The organism is Acinetobacter radioresistens DSM 6976 = NBRC 102413 = CIP 103788 (assembly GCF_006757745.1).
In the GTDB taxonomy this organism is placed as follows: Bacteria; Pseudomonadota; Gammaproteobacteria; order Pseudomonadales; family Moraxellaceae; genus Acinetobacter; species Acinetobacter radioresistens.
In genome coordinates this window covers 1,574,457-1,588,588 of sequence record NZ_AP019740.1, presented here as the reverse complement: position 1 = coordinate 1,588,588, position 14,132 = coordinate 1,574,457, and the positions used below count along the sequence as shown (strand labels likewise).

At 41.0% G+C, this 14,132-nt stretch carries 15 protein-coding genes; 9 read left to right on the top strand and 6 right to left on the bottom strand.

All coding sequences use genetic code 11. The annotated features are described in order from the left end of the window. Positions 1-34 precede the first annotated feature (34 nt). Complete coding sequence (locus tag ACRAD_RS07465; protein WP_005026151.1) at positions 35-1,135, top strand: YheT family hydrolase; 1,101 nt, start codon at positions 35-37, stop codon at positions 1,133-1,135. Positions 1,136-1,249: 114 nt separating this feature from the next. Next, positions 1,250-1,531, top strand: a complete 282-nt coding sequence (locus ACRAD_RS07460) for a GNAT family N-acetyltransferase (RefSeq protein WP_005026150.1) — start codon at positions 1,250-1,252, stop codon at positions 1,529-1,531. A gap of 221 nt (positions 1,532-1,752) precedes the next feature. On the opposite strand, the gene ACRAD_RS07455 is transcribed toward ACRAD_RS07460, so the two are convergent. Beyond that, positions 1,753-2,184: a hypothetical protein gene (locus ACRAD_RS07455; RefSeq protein WP_005026148.1), complete on the bottom strand. Its 432-nt coding sequence runs from the start codon at positions 2,182-2,184 to the stop codon at positions 1,753-1,755. Positions 2,185-2,410: 226 nt separating this feature from the next. Between ACRAD_RS07455 and ACRAD_RS07450 the strand changes: the two genes are divergently transcribed. From ACRAD_RS07450 to ACRAD_RS07425, 6 genes are all read left to right on the top strand, one after another. Further along, a complete protein-coding gene (locus ACRAD_RS07450) occupies positions 2,411-4,051 on the top strand; it encodes a CTP synthase (protein WP_005020067.1) in 1,641 nt (546 codons plus the stop codon). Between the two features lie 31 nt (positions 4,052-4,082). Further along, on the top strand, positions 4,083-4,940 hold the full coding sequence (kdsA, locus tag ACRAD_RS07445; RefSeq protein ID WP_005026144.1) for a 3-deoxy-8-phosphooctulonate synthase: 858 nt from the start codon (positions 4,083-4,085) through the stop codon (positions 4,938-4,940). Positions 4,941-4,985: 45 nt separating this feature from the next. After that, positions 4,986-6,275, top strand: coding sequence for a phosphopyruvate hydratase (eno, locus tag ACRAD_RS07440; protein ID WP_005026142.1), 1,290 nt, complete (start codon positions 4,986-4,988; stop codon positions 6,273-6,275). Between the two features lie 15 nt (positions 6,276-6,290). Further along, a complete protein-coding gene (gene ftsB / locus ACRAD_RS07435) occupies positions 6,291-6,683 on the top strand; it encodes a cell division protein FtsB (RefSeq protein ID WP_026055477.1) in 393 nt (130 codons plus the stop codon). Continuing rightward, entirely contained in the window at positions 6,646-7,377 is a 732-nt protein-coding gene (ispD, locus tag ACRAD_RS07430; RefSeq protein ID WP_005026136.1) for a 2-C-methyl-D-erythritol 4-phosphate cytidylyltransferase, read from the top strand. The genes ftsB and ispD overlap by 38 nt, the downstream gene beginning before the upstream one ends. Before the next feature lie 205 nt (positions 7,378-7,582). Then, entirely contained in the window at positions 7,583-7,930 is a 348-nt protein-coding gene (locus ACRAD_RS07425) for a four-helix bundle copper-binding protein (protein WP_005406264.1), read from the top strand. 76 nt (positions 7,931-8,006) lie between these two features. Here the strand turns inward: ACRAD_RS07425 and ACRAD_RS07420 are convergent, their stop codons facing one another. After that, positions 8,007-8,660, bottom strand: a complete 654-nt coding sequence (locus ACRAD_RS07420) for an A1S_1983 family putative colistin resistance protein (protein ID WP_005026130.1) — start codon at positions 8,658-8,660, stop codon at positions 8,007-8,009. Between the two features lie 98 nt (positions 8,661-8,758). Between ACRAD_RS07420 and ispF the strand changes: the two genes are divergently transcribed. Then, on the top strand, positions 8,759-9,253 hold the full coding sequence (gene ispF, locus ACRAD_RS07415) for a 2-C-methyl-D-erythritol 2,4-cyclodiphosphate synthase (RefSeq protein ID WP_005026129.1): 495 nt from the start codon (positions 8,759-8,761) through the stop codon (positions 9,251-9,253). Here ispF and ACRAD_RS07410 read toward each other — a convergent pair. The 4 genes from ACRAD_RS07410 to ACRAD_RS07395 form a co-directional block, all read right to left on the bottom strand. Then, a complete protein-coding gene (locus tag ACRAD_RS07410; protein WP_005026128.1) occupies positions 9,241-9,765 on the bottom strand; it encodes a hypothetical protein in 525 nt (174 codons plus the stop codon). The two genes, ispF and ACRAD_RS07410, sit on opposite strands and share 13 nt — an antisense overlap. Positions 9,766-9,817: 52 nt before the next feature. Then, on the bottom strand, positions 9,818-10,909 hold the full coding sequence (locus ACRAD_RS07405; RefSeq protein WP_005020086.1) for a 3-deoxy-7-phosphoheptulonate synthase: 1,092 nt from the start codon (positions 10,907-10,909) through the stop codon (positions 9,818-9,820). Positions 10,910-11,035: 126 nt separating this feature from the next. Next, on the bottom strand, positions 11,036-11,914 hold the full coding sequence (locus ACRAD_RS07400) for a sulfite exporter TauE/SafE family protein (RefSeq protein WP_005026125.1): 879 nt from the start codon (positions 11,912-11,914) through the stop codon (positions 11,036-11,038). A gap of 436 nt (positions 11,915-12,350) precedes the next feature. Further along, positions 12,351-13,907 (bottom strand): PepSY-associated TM helix domain-containing protein, encoded by a 1,557-nt coding sequence (locus ACRAD_RS07395; protein ID WP_005026123.1) that lies wholly within the window; start codon positions 13,905-13,907, stop codon positions 12,351-12,353. Positions 13,908-14,132 lie beyond the last annotated feature (225 nt).

The following is a 14,132-nucleotide window of genomic DNA, read 5'->3' as shown; positions in this document are numbered from 1 at the left end:
TCATACTTTAGAAATATACCGAGAGTTAAATCAAATGATGGTAAAAAAGCTGACTGCCCTGACACGAGAACTATTGGATCAGGTTACAGGCGCTGAACAGCCTAAACTCTACTTTGACCCGAATGGTAAAGTCCAGCAGGTACTGGAGCACTTGCCACAGCTTAAGGAAAAGTATCGGCCAACACCGTGGTTAGCGAACCAGCATGCACACTTGCTATATTTTGACCTGTTCAAAAAAAGACGTATTAAGCTCAAGTATGACAGAATTGAGCCATTAACCATGCAGGATGGTGGGACTACCGGTATTGCCTGGTATGGCGAACAACTTCCGGCTGATGTACCCACTATTGTATTAATGCATACGATTACCGGCTCACCACAAAGTATGAGCGAGCTGGTACGTGATTTACATCACTATACAGGCTGGCGTATTGCGCTATGTTTGCGCCGTGGCCATGCCAAATTGCCAATGACTGTACCGAAAATCTGTCTGTTTGGTTCAACTGATGACCTGCGTGAACAGCTCATTCATATACAGAGCAAATTTCCTGAATCTGTATTGTATGGCGTAGGCTCTTCTGCAGGAACTGGCCTGTTGGTACGTTATCTGGGAGAGGAAGGTCATCATACCCCATTTAAGGCCGCCTTCGCCTTTTGTCCGGGCTATAATACCGAAATTGGTTTTCAGAAGGTGCACCCGTTTTATAGTAAGGCCATGACAAAGAAACTGTTTAAATCATTTATTCATCCTTATCAGGAAGCCTGGAAAAATACAGGGTCATTGCCGAAAGTACTTGCTGTTAAAAGTCTGGCTGACTTTCAGAGCTGTTATTTTGAACTGGCAGGTTATAAAGACTTTGAAAGTTATAATCAGGCAACCAATCCTGTTTGTGTCATGGACAATATCCAGATTCCTCTAATGATTTTAAATGCTGAAGATGATCCGGTTTGCCATATTGATAATTTTGAGCCATATAAAGAAATGATTATGCAGATGCCAAATATTATGGTGATTACAACCCGTAAAGGTAGCCACTGCGGATTTTATGAAGGCATTATCCGTACACGTTCATGGGCGGCACGTTTAATGGCAGACTATCTGATTGCACAACATAAACTGGCTTCAGTAAACTAAGAATAGTCTGCTTAAAACAGATAACATGATAAAAACCTGAAATAGCTGGCCTCTTCCATAACCATAAAACAGAAGGGGCTTTAAAATATAGGAACATAAAAGAGATAAAATATCATGTCTGAACCGATTCATTACCTAATAAATGAACCTGTTAGTACGCAGCAGTATATTGACCTTTTACAGAAAACTTCATTAGGTCCAAGACGGCCCATCCAGAATGCAGACCTGATCACAGGCATGCTACAGCATTCAAATCTGGTCATCTCAGCATGGTATAAACAAGAATTAGTAGGTATAGCAAGATCGGTTACAGATTTTTATTTTTGCTGTTATCTCGCTGATCTGGCAGTGACAGTAAGATTTCAAAAAGAGGGTATTGGAAAAAAAGCTCATTGAAATAACAGAACAGCAATTACAACCGGAATGTACATTGACTTTACTTGCAGCTCCACAGGCTGTTACTTACTACCCCAAAATTGGTTTTTCTCAGCATCCTAGTGCTTGGGTGAAAAAGCCATCTATTTAAATCAAAGTCTTCAACTCATCATTTCATTAATAAAAAACCCGGTATATTTACCGGGTTTTTACTGTTCTGACTGAACAGAAGAACGGATTGTTTAGTTTTCAAGAGCAGGTGAGGCAGCCGCAATAGCAGCTGCAACAGCATCATCTTCGCTCTGTGAATCTGAACTGGATTTCTGCTGGCTGGCGGTACTGTCTGCTTTTGGTGCTGGAGCTGGCTTAGGCTCTGGCTTTTGTGGCTCAGGTTTAGGCTCGGGTCTCGGTTCAACTGGTGCAGGTTCACGATATTCGCGGCGAATTTCGGTTGTGGTATTTGGCGTTTCTTCACGAACAATTTCAACTGTCTCGGGAATTTCAGGTTCAGCTTCAACCGGTTCTAGAGGTTCAATTTGTGCAGGTGCTACAGATTGTTGTTCAACTACTTCAACCTGTTCTTGCTCCTCTTCCTTTGGCGCTTCTTTTTTTACACACGCGGTGAGGAACAAACCTGTTGCGATCGCACCACAAATCAAAAGTTTCTTATTCATAATTGCATAAATCAGGACTTAAAAGAGACCAAGCTATTATAACAGTAAAAGCTGTCAGAAAAATCATGCACATTACGCCTAATTTTTTATCGAAAATGCTGATAGAATAACCAGTTGTTTATTGTTCTATGAATTGATGCGGAATGACTTTGCTTTATAGGTGCCGAGTAAAGTAAAATTGCGCAACATTGCAGGCCGAATTCGGCTCGATTGTACGAGAAACTCAATGACCCATTTTATTTTCGTGACTGGTGGTGTGGTTTCATCACTAGGTAAAGGTATTTCAGCAGCTTCAGTAGCAGCACTTTTAGAGGCTCGTGGTTTAAAAGTCACCATGGTCAAAATGGATCCATACATCAATGTCGATCCAGGCACTATGAGCCCATTCCAGCATGGTGAAGTTTTTGTTACAGAGGATGGGGCTGAAACTGACCTTGATCTGGGCTATTACGAGCGTTTCCTGCGTCGTGCAAAAATGACCAAACTGAATAACTTCACTTCAGGACGTGTTTATCAGGATGTTCTAAATAAAGAACGCCGTGGTGACTACCTGGGTGGTACGGTTCAGGTAATTCCGCATATTACTGACAATATTAAAGAACGTGTACTCCGTGCAGGTGAAGGTTATGACGTAGCAATTGTTGAGATTGGCGGTACGGTGGGTGATATCGAATCACTACCATTTATGGAGTCAGTGCGTCAATTAATGGTCGAGCTTGGTCATAAGCGTACCATGCTCATGCATCTGACACTGCTGCCTTATATTAAGTCTGCAGCAGAGCTTAAAACCAAACCGACCCAGCATTCTGTAAAAGAATTGCTGTCTATCGGCATTCAGCCCGATATTCTGATCTGTCGTACCGAACATGATGTAGATGCTGACACCAAACGTAAAATTGCACTCTTCACTAACGTTGAAGCACGTGCAGTTGTAGTGTGCAAAGATGCACGTTCTATCTATCAGATTCCACGTAACTTCTATGAACAGAATGTAGATGACCTGATCTGTGAACGTTTCGGTTATAACGATCTTCCAGAAGCAGACCTGACTGACTGGGATAACGTAGTTGAAGCTTTACTGAATCCGGAATTTACTGTTCGTGTTGCCATGGTTGGTAAATATGTTGAACTTCCAGATGCTTATAAATCTGTGAATGAAGCATTACTTCATGCGGGTATCCAAAATCGCGTTAAAGTACAGATTGACTATGTAGATGCTGAAAAGCTTGAAGCTGAAGATGTGAATGAAGTGCTTGCCACCGCTGATGCCATTTTAGTTCCGGGCGGTTTTGGTGAGCGTGGTACTGAAGGAAAAATGAAAGCCATTCAGTATGCCCGTGAAAACCAGATTCCATTCTTCGGTATCTGCTTGGGTATGCAGCTTGCAGTGATCGAGTTTGCGCGTCACGTTGCCAATATTGCTGATGCAACTTCTACAGAATTTAACCGTTCAACTAAAGCCCCGCTTATTGGCCTGATTACTGAATGGTTAGATGAACGTGGTGAACTTCAGCAGCGTAGTCTTGAATCTGATCTTGGTGGCACCATGCGTTTAGGTGCTCAAAAGTCTGAACTGGTTGCAGGAACTAAAATCCGTGATATTTATGCTGCAGCTGAAATTAGCGAGCGTCATCGTCATCGCTATGAAGTGAACGATCACTTTATTGCTCAGATTGAAGCGGCGGGTATGAAAATCTCAGGCTATTCTGCACTACAGCATTTAGTAGAAACTGTTGAAATCCCTGAGCATCCTTGGTTTATTGCAGTACAATTCCATCCGGAATTTACAAGTTCACCACGTGATGGTCATCCATTATTTGCTAGCTTTATCGGGGCTGCGAAACAGCAGTATCAGAAGCGTAAATAAGACTGTTCAGGAAATAAACCAGGAAGTTTAAATGGCACTACTAAAACCACAAGAAATTGTACGTTTAGGCGATATACAAATGGCAAATCATTTGCCGTTTGTATTATTCGGCGGTATGAATGTACTTGAATCCAAAGATCTTGCTTTCGAAATTGCCGAAACCTATGTCGATATCTGTAAACGTCTGGATATCCCATATGTCTTTAAAGCCAGTTTTGATAAGGCGAATCGTTCAAGCCTGAATTCTTTTCGTGGACCGGGCCTGGAAAAAGGGATCGAGTGGTTAGGTGACATTAAAAAACACTTTAATGTTCCGATCATCACTGATGTGCATGAGCCGTATCAGGCGGCTCCTGTTGCAGAAGTTGCCGACATTATCCAGCTGCCGGCTTTCCTGAGCCGTCAGACGGATCTAGTTGAAGCTATGGCAAAAACCCAAGCTATTATCAACATTAAAAAAGCCCAGTTTCTTGCACCCCATGAGATGCGTCATATTCTGCATAAATGTCTGGAAGCCGGCAATGACAAACTGATCTTGTGCGAACGTGGTTCAGCTTTTGGTTATAACAACCTTGTGGTTGATATGCTGGGCTTCGACATTATGAAAGAAATGAATGTTCCAGTATTTTTTGATGTAACCCATGCCTTGCAAACGCCAGGGGGCCGTGCCGATTCTGCGGGCGGCCGTCGTGCCCAGATTGCCACATTGGCACGTGCTGGTATGGCTACAGGACTTGCGGGTTTATTCCTGGAAGCACATCCTGACCCGGAACTGGCCAAATGTGATGGGCCATGTGCGTTGCGTCTGAACCAGCTAGAGCCATTTTTAGCACAATTAAAAGAATTGGATACTTTGGTTAAAGGATTCAAAAAATTAGATACCCATTGATGCTGCTGCTTGCATCTTGTTATTCATTCAACTGAGGAATTGTTCATGAGCCAAATCGTTGACATCCGTGCACGTGAAATTTTGGACTCTCGTGGTAACCCAACCATCGAAGCTGATGTAATCTTGGAATCCGGCGTAGTTGGCCGTGCATGTGCACCATCTGGTGCTTCAACTGGTTCTCGTGAAGCTTTAGAACTGCGTGATGGCGATAAAGCACGCTATTTGGGCAAAGGCGTTCAAACTGCGGTTAATAATGTTAATACTTTAATCCGTGATGCTTTATTGGGTAAATCAGTATTCGAACAAAAAGACATTGATAATACAATGATCGCTTTAGATGGTACTGAAAATAAAGAAAAACTAGGTGCTAACGCAACTCTGGCTGTATCTTTAGCCGCTGCCCGTGCTGCTGCTGATGAAAAGAAAATTCCTCTTTTCCAATACATTGCAGACCTGCGTGGCCAGAAAACTTTGACTATGCCTGTTCCAATGATGAATATCTTAAATGGTGGCGCTCATGCAGATAACACTGTTGATATTCAGGAATTCATGATTGAACCTGTGGGCTTTACCTCATTTGCTGAGAGCCTGCGTGCTGGTGCAGAAATTTTTCATTCTTTAAAATCAGTTTTAAAGAAACAAGGCTTAAATACTGCAGTAGGTGATGAAGGTGGTTTTGCACCAAACCTTCGTTCAAATGAAGAAGCAATCACTGTAATTCTTTCAGCAATTGAGCAAACTGGCTATAAAGCTGGTTCTGATATTATGCTGGCGCTGGACTGTGCATCTTCAGAATTCTATAAAGATGGTCAATATATCCTTGCAGGTGAGGGCAATAAGGCATTCACCAGCAACCAGTTTGCTGACTATCTTGCAGGTCTGGTAAATCAGTATCCAATTATCTCGATTGAAGATGGCCTGGACGAGTCTGACTGGGAAGGCTGGTCTTACCTGACTTCTATTCTTGGTGACAAGATTCAGTTAGTAGGTGATGACCTGTTTGTAACCAATCCGAAGATACTACAGCGTGGTATTAATGGGAAGGTTGCTAACTCTATCCTTATCAAATATAACCAGATCGGTACTTTGACCGAAACACTCGACGCAATCTATCTTGCTAAAGCAAATGGTTACTCGACTGTAATTTCTCACCGTTCAGGGGAAACTGAAGATTCTACTATTGCAGATCTTGCCGTAGGTACAGCAGCGGGCCAGATTAAAACCGGTTCACTTTGCCGTTCTGACCGCGTAGCAAAATATAATCAATTACTACGTATTGAAGAAATTACTAAAGCAGTTTACCGTGGTAAAGCTGAATTTAAAGGATTGAACTAACTTTTCATGGCTTTTATGAAAGAAGTTTTCGGTTCAATTTCGAGCAAAGTATTGCTAGCACTGGCAATCATTATGATTGTCGTGCTGCAGTACCGCTTCTGGTTTGGTGAGGGGGGCTATTTCCCTCATCAGACTCTGACTCAGCAAATCCAACAACAAGCTGATATTAATCAAGAATTAAAAGAGCGAAATCGCATTTTAGCAGCGGAAGTGTATGACCTCAAACATGGTATTGAAGCCATTGAGGAACATGCACGTTTAGACCTCGGTCTGATCAAGCCCCATGAAACTTTTGTACAGATGAGTACAATCAGTACTCAATATAAACCCATTTATATTGATCCTAATGCCAAGGTTGATTTAAGAACCAATGAGTCAGAACCAGATCCTGTTACCGAAATACCCTAAACTCTGGGCGGTAATTCCTGCTGCTGGCTCAGGCAGCCGTTTTTCTAAACATGAACTTAAACAATACCAGTTAATTGGGCAGCAAACTGTACTCGAACACACGGTTAGTCGGTTAAATCAGCTAGATTTAGCCGGATATGTACTTGCAGTTAGTGCACATGATGATGTTGCTCGAACTTTACCTTTAGTAAAGGCTGAGAAAGCTCACTTTTGTCTGGGTGGGCAAGAAAGGGTGCATTCGGTACTCAATGCTCTCCATTATCTAAGTAATATTGCTGATGAAGATGATCTGATACTGGTACATGATGCAGCGCGTCCCTGTGTCCAGTTCAGCAGCTTGCAAAATCTGGTTGAGAACGCTATCAAACAGAACTGTAGCGCTATTCTTGCTATAGCTGTACGGGATACTTTAAAACTGGTATCTGATAAACAGCAAATTACCAGAACAGTAAGCCGTGAATGCTTATGGCAAGCCCAGACTCCACAGCTTGCCAGACTAGGATTGCTTAAAGCTGCGATTGAAAAAGCATTGGCCGACCAGATCACAATTACTGATGAAGCCAGTGCAATTGAACATGCCGGATATCCTGTTCAAGTAGTAATGGGGCGTTCGGACAATATAAAAATTACTTATCCGGATGATCTTGAGCTGGCCAAGCTGATTATTGAATCTCAAAATACAGCTTCTTCTTAGTATTATTATATTTATATTCAATGGATTAATTTTTATTCTTAAATTTTGATACTACAGCTGAATATTTCATAAGCTTACCCATTGTTTAAAAAAAGGCACAATTCATTACCTGTAGATGGTTCTACCTTTTCTGCATTCCTGAAATACTTAAAAGGCTCATAAATAGTGAATGAGGTGGAAAGTGCCAATACAACAAGATGAAACAATGACTAATCCGGTTTATTCACAGGCCTCTGCTTCAATTCGGGCCTGTACTGAATGTATTATCGCTTGTCAAACCTGTGCAGCAGAATGCTTGCAGGAAGAAATGGTAGGCATGATGCGTGAATGTATCCGTCGCTGTTTAGATTGTGTGGAGCTATGCCGTCTTTGTATCAGCTATGAAATCAGAGGCTCGGCACTTTTAGACAATGTGATGGCGCTATGTGCTCAGGCATGTGAACGTTGTGCTGAAGAATGTGGTTCACATGAAGATCAGCATTGCCAGCATTGTGCTAAGGCCTGCGAGCAGTGTGCAGAAATCTGTCGCGCTTCAGAAATGCCTATTGATTAATAAGTTTTAGAAATATAAAGTCCGGTCTCAGTAGTCCGGGCTTTTTTATTTAAGTATTAATCTGAAATTACAAAGTTTAGTCGTATAAACGGTAAATACCGTTGAATCGCTCACAACCTTTCTGCTGTGAACTTACTGTAAGCAAGGCTTTCTGAAAGTTAAAATTATATTTACAATCATGTTCATTATCGATAATTTCCTGCTTGTTCTCGGGAGTGGTGTAAGCGAGAAAAGCAATGTTTTGGGTCTCTTTACGATTATTCGGGTTGCGGTATGCAATTCCCTCAATCTTGATTCTGTCTTTAGAGAGTTGGTGTACCTGTAAATGTACAGGCTGTTTCGCAATTAAGCCATTTTCATATTTTAAATAATGCTGGGTTAAACTCTGATTCATTGAAGTATAAATGTCCAGATCATCCATACGCAGTTCGAACTGCTGTTTAAAACAGTCATTACTTTTACACTGTTGCATACGATTTAGCCAAGTCAGATGTGTGTCTTGAAGTAAACGGACCGGAGCATCAGTAATCAGGTAGGCTGTAAGATATTTATTATTTAGCATTTGACGTTCGGAGTCGAACTTATCTGAGCAAATACGCTTTAAAGCAGGCGCAGTAATATCAGATGTACACTGTAACGCTTGAGCTACGGCCATTGATGACCATAAACAGGTCGCTACAAATAATGATCCTATTATTTTAATGTGAGGAAACTCGGTATTCAATAACATGATCGCTTATACTTTTGCTATAGAGTTTGCTTACGTAATATAGCGAAATCACAAGCTAAAATACAACTGATCTAAGATTTATTTATAAGGAAACAGTCATGTTAAGACCGCAGTTCCGTATCGGCCAAGGCATTGATGTGCATGCATTTGAAGAGGGTGAATTTGTTCATCTGGCAGGTGTCAGGATTCCACATACTCATGGTTTAAAAGCTCATTCAGATGGCGATGTAGTTTTACATGCATTAGCTGATGCTCTACTGGGGGCACTGGCACTAGGAGATATTGGACAGCATTTTCCGGATACTGACGATGAATTCAAAGGTGCGGATAGCCGGATATTACTCAAGCATGTATATGATTTAATTTTAAAGGAAGGTTATATGCTGGGTAATGCTGATATTACCGTAGCCTGTGAGCGCCCGAAACTGGCCAAATATAATCTTGAAATGCGGCAGAGCATTGCTGAGGTACTCAATGCAGATATTTCACAAATTAGTGTAAAAGCTACAACTACTGAGAAGCTGGGATTTACTGGCCGTCAGGAAGGCATTTTGGCGACTGCTACAGTTTTACTTTTACTTTACTCAAACTGACGAACCTGCATTAGTGACTGTTCCAGTTCGCGTGTTGCTTTGCGGCCTTGAAGTTGTAAGGCAACCGCATGAATTAATCCGGTCCAGGTATCATCGGGTTCCCAGATTCTGTGCAAATACTCTTGTGCTGTAGGCATATCTATATTCATAAAGTATTGTCGATATAAGTACATGAGCACACTACATTGCCGGTTATCAGCACAGTGCAGCCACACTATCTGCTCACAGACCAAGTGATTAATCAGCTCTAGAACCAGAATAGCCTGATTGGCTGAAGGGCGTTCATTATCTAAAGGAATGTGAATATAGTTGAGGTCAAGGTCCAGGCACAACTGATCTTCATTTCTAAGTGCCATTTCAGCTTTACTAGAGGCAAGATTAATAATGGTCGAGCAACCATAAGCCTTGATTTGTTCGAGATTTTCTGCAGTCAACTGACCTGAGCAAAACAGGCGCTCATGAACATAATCAAAATATGGGATCTGGCTTAAAGCATATTCTAGTTCATTCATATGGTACAAATCCTATATAAAAAACGCCATCATGATGATGGCGTCTCAATGTTTAACGATTTGGTAAAACGTCTTTTAATGCTTCATGCATGGCAAGTAAGGTCTTTTCGGTAGTTTCCCAGTCTATACAGCCGTCTGTGACTGACTTGCCATATTCAAGGTCATCCAGTTTCGCAGGAATATCTTGGCGGCCACCCTTGAGATGACTCTCGACCATAACACCGACAATTGACTTGTTCCCATCAATAATTTGCTCAGTCACATTTTTTAAAACCAACGGTTGCAAATACGGATCTTTGTTCGAGTTGGCATGACTGGCATCAATCATAATCTTGTTACTAACCTTGGCTTTAGCTAAAGTCATTTCCGCATCAGCCACAGCACCAGCATCATAGTTCGGCTTGCCATTACCACCTCGCAGTACTACATGTGCATAAGCATTACCTGCAGTACGGATAATAGAAACCTGGCCATTCTCATTCAGGCCCAGAAAGCTATGCCCATGTTTAACTGACTGCATGGCATTGGTAGCTACTGTCAGGCCGCCGTCAGTACCATTTTTAAAACCTACAGGTGAAGACAAGCCGGAAGACATTTCACGATGGGTCTGGCTTTCTGTAGTACGTGCACCGATAGCAGACCACGAAATCAGGTCTTGATAGTATTGTGGCGAGTTCGGATCAAGGGCCTCTGTTGCACAAGGTAAACCTTTTTCATTAAGTTCAAGTAACAGCTGGCGGCCAATACGAAGACCCTTTTCAATATTAAAGGAGTCATCCATGTCCGGGTCATTAATCAGACCTTTCCAGCCTACAGTAGTACGTGGTTTCTCAAAATAAACACGCATAACGATATAAAGAGTATCCTGAACTTTTTCACTCAAGACTTTTAAGCGGTCAGCATATTCATGTGCAGCTACCGTATCATGAATTGAACAAGGCCCAATCACGACAAACAGGCGTTTATCAATACCATCTAAAATATTACGTATAGTTTCACGGCCTTTCATGACGGTTTGATAAGCCGTTTCACTTAAAGGAAGTTCTTCTTTCAGTGTTGCAGGAGTTACAAGTGGTTGAATGCTTTTCACATTTACATCACTGATATCTGAAGGGGATACTGTTTTAGACTGTAGTGTATTCATTGCCGTCACTGGTGATTGTTCATACAGAAGTGGTTATAGTTACTTGAATATAACATGATTTAAGTGATGAATTGCTATACAAAAACTCTGTTAAAGCCTGAAAAAGCAATTCATTTTACGAATTAATTATATCTTGTGTGTTTTTTCAACAGTACTAATGACTGCGCTTTCTGAAGTAGTTACTGGTTTGGCTTTAACCGGATGCAACATAAAGTTGATACCTAAAGCAAACAGGGTAATTCCCAGAATCTTGCGAATAATACGTTCAGGTAACCGTGAGCTGATTAATGTACCAACGATAATGGCTGGAATGGAACCGACCAGTAACCACATTAATAGAGTGAAATCGACATTTCCCGAACTCATGTGGCCTAAGCCTGCAACCAGTGTTAGCAATACTGCATGAACTACATCGGAACCAATAATCCGGATCATTGGCAAATTAGGGAACATAAGAATCAATGCCATAATGCCAAAAGCGCCAGCACCTACCGAAGAGAGGGTAACAAATATACCCAGTACGATACCCATAAATAAAATATAAAAGCGGCGGCGCGGATTAGCAAACAGCGCTTGTTCCTGACCAGAAACTTCAGGTTTACGAAAACGGCTAAAGAATTTTTCAATCTGCGCACGGAAAATAATTGAAATACCAGTCAGAGTCAGCATAAACCCTAAAACTGTGGTAAGGACAGCTTTATAGTGAGTGGACTGGCTCAGATAGTGCTCAAGCACCCAATGGGTCGCAAAAGATGCTGGAATACTCCCCAATGCCAGCCAGAGAACTATGGGCCAGACAATATTTAATTTTCTGGCATGGACCAGTGAGCCGCAGAATTTTGAAATTGCTGCGTAGAGCAAATCGGTACCAATCGCAATATGGGGTTCGATCCTGAACAAGCTGATTAAAATAGGTGTCATTAATGAACCACCACCTACACCTGTAATACCTACACAAAAACCAACCAGTACACCAGCCAAAATGAATTCTAGAGGACCAACCATTAACTCATGCCAATATAATAAAACATGTCTATGTTATGACTTTTTCATATAAGCAGTTGTGACGATTAATGATTTACTTATGCAAAAAAACGCTAAGCTCGATGATGACTTTGGTGTATAGATACGCTAATAAAGCATTTTCATGATCTTCTTTGATATTTCCCATTCGGTTTTAAGTCATTTATTGTCAAGATCATGAAAAATAAAATAGGGGAAGCGAAAATCCAGACACTAATAAATCCAATGGATAGATGATAGCTACGGATAATGAAGTAGGTTGCTGATATAAATAAAAGGCTGCAAAATAACCTGAGCAATAAGGGGTATTTTACAAGAAAAGCCTTATTAGAACTAAGAGTCTTGGCAAGCTGCTTTGAACTGCTAAGATAAAATCCATAAAAGCAGGCAAATAGCATAAAAAAAGCTAATAACAATGTCATGAATTAACCTCTTGGGTATTCCTTATAATTTTGGCAGAAAGCTTCTGGCTGCTTTTAAGTTGTATCGGTTCAATATTGCGATAAATAAAGAAGGCTAAAAAAGCAAATAGCCATAGCATCAGGTCAATTCTGAGAAAGTTCCAATAGTGCGATAATCCTGAAATATAATTTTGCTGACTCAAGTAATAAAGATCATAAATTGGCAGACTAAAAGCGAGACATATGAAAATAGCAAGCTGTATTTTCCATAACCATTGTTTTTTAGTCATTATCGCTAGAATAAACAGGATCAGCCAGCTGATAAAGAAGCTATAAATTTCATAATTTGTGCCACCTGGCTGGACGCTTACAAGACGGTTAGCGTAGAGATAACACAGCATAGCTGTAGGAAGACCTATAAAAGTAGCCACATTTAACCGGTCTACCAAATAAAAGCCCAAATGAAAGGCTTGAGTCTTGTTTTGTAGATGTCGCTTTAAACTCCATAACAATAAACCAGAGGCAATCATCAAACAGCCCAGTATGCCTGAAAAAAATAAAGCGAACCGTAGTAAAGGCTGGGCAAAAGTTGCCATATGCAAACCATAGACACCTGAGTTAAGTGTGGCTATTGCGCTACGGTTTTTTGTATCAGTTATAATCTGGCCACTTATACCGTTTACTGTTAATTGTGGTGCATCGCGGGTAATCGAATAGTCAGTAGACTGAACCAGAGTTATTTTTGCAGAAGTAGTATTTGGGTTCTTAACCTCTAGTCGTGCATAATCTGTAATACCCCATTGCTGCTGGCTAATAGCCAGAACTTGTTGGATCGGAAGCATCGCAGCAGGTTTTGGATAATCTGCCTTTGTTAAAATTTTCTGATTGATTTCTTCAAAGTACTGGTATTTGTTTTCAGGATAAAATTTTTCAAGGCTCCATGGCAGATATAAATAAAACAAAATAGCCAGACCAGTAAAAGTAATGGTTAAAAAAAAGGGGAGTGCAATGACTGAGCAGATATTATGAAAATCAAGCCAGGAACGCTGGCCTTTAAAAGTACGGAAAGTAAAGAAATCAGTCAGTATTTTTTTATGAGTGATAATACCGGAAATAAGGGCAATCAGCATGATCAGGGCAGCAAAACACGCAATCAGACGTCCAATGAGTACCGGAATACCAAACAGCTGAAAATGGAAAAGATAGAAAAACTCACCGCCTTGGGTTCCGGAGAGTTTTAATTCCTGACCAGTGGCTGGATTTAATAAAGCACTACCATAACTGCCATCCTGTTTCTGCCAGTACATTTTGTTAAACGGCTTTTCTTGAGTTGCTATTTCCAGATACCAGGTTTTAGCGTCGGATGCTTCGTTCTGTAAATATTGATATGCAGTATTTAATGCTGTTGCCTGGTTTACCTGAATCTGAGCCAGTGCAGGCTGCATCCATAAATTTAAATTATGGCGGTAATAGGCGGTAGAACCCATCAGGAAAATAGCAAACAATAGCCAGCCTAGTAAAAGACCGGTCCAAGAATGCAAAGATGCCATCGATTGCCGGATAGATTTTTGCATAATTTAACCTGTATAAAGCGAAATAAAATAGAAAAAGCCGCAGCTGATGAGACTCAGCAGGGTTAACTTCCAAAGGCAATTAATGCAAAAACTCGAAATAACGAAGACCAAATACAGTAAAATCGCAGTGATTGCCGCCAAGTAAATTGATTCGGCTTTTGGAAAATAAAAACTTAATAAGTGAGCTAGATCATAAGCTAGATAGGCCATAAATATATAACCCGC

Coding starts and splice junctions, on each gene's coding strand:
- ACRAD_RS07465 (WP_005026151.1), top strand. CDS start 35: ATGATGGTAAAAAAGCTGACTGCCCTGACACGAGAACTATTGGATCAG.
- ACRAD_RS07460 (WP_005026150.1), top strand. CDS start 1,250: ATGTCTGAACCGATTCATTACCTAATAAATGAACCTGTTAGTACGCAG.
- ACRAD_RS07455 (WP_005026148.1), bottom strand. CDS start 2,184: ATGAATAAGAAACTTTTGATTTGTGGTGCGATCGCAACAGGTTTGTTC.
- ACRAD_RS07450 (WP_005020067.1), top strand. CDS start 2,411: ATGACCCATTTTATTTTCGTGACTGGTGGTGTGGTTTCATCACTAGGT.
- kdsA (WP_005026144.1), top strand. CDS start 4,083: ATGGCACTACTAAAACCACAAGAAATTGTACGTTTAGGCGATATACAA.
- eno (WP_005026142.1), top strand. CDS start 4,986: ATGAGCCAAATCGTTGACATCCGTGCACGTGAAATTTTGGACTCTCGT.
- ftsB (WP_026055477.1), top strand. CDS start 6,291: ATGAAAGAAGTTTTCGGTTCAATTTCGAGCAAAGTATTGCTAGCACTG.
- ispD (WP_005026136.1), top strand. CDS start 6,646: ATGAGTCAGAACCAGATCCTGTTACCGAAATACCCTAAACTCTGGGCG.
- ACRAD_RS07425 (WP_005406264.1), top strand. CDS start 7,583: ATGACTAATCCGGTTTATTCACAGGCCTCTGCTTCAATTCGGGCCTGT.
- ACRAD_RS07420 (WP_005026130.1), bottom strand. CDS start 8,660: ATGTTATTGAATACCGAGTTTCCTCACATTAAAATAATAGGATCATTA.
- ispF (WP_005026129.1), top strand. CDS start 8,759: ATGTTAAGACCGCAGTTCCGTATCGGCCAAGGCATTGATGTGCATGCA.
- ACRAD_RS07410 (WP_005026128.1), bottom strand. CDS start 9,765: ATGAATGAACTAGAATATGCTTTAAGCCAGATCCCATATTTTGATTAT.
- ACRAD_RS07405 (WP_005020086.1), bottom strand. CDS start 10,909: ATGAATACACTACAGTCTAAAACAGTATCCCCTTCAGATATCAGTGAT.
- ACRAD_RS07400 (WP_005026125.1), bottom strand. CDS start 11,914: ATGGTTGGTCCTCTAGAATTCATTTTGGCTGGTGTACTGGTTGGTTTT.
- ACRAD_RS07395 (WP_005026123.1), bottom strand. CDS start 13,907: ATGCAAAAATCTATCCGGCAATCGATGGCATCTTTGCATTCTTGGACC.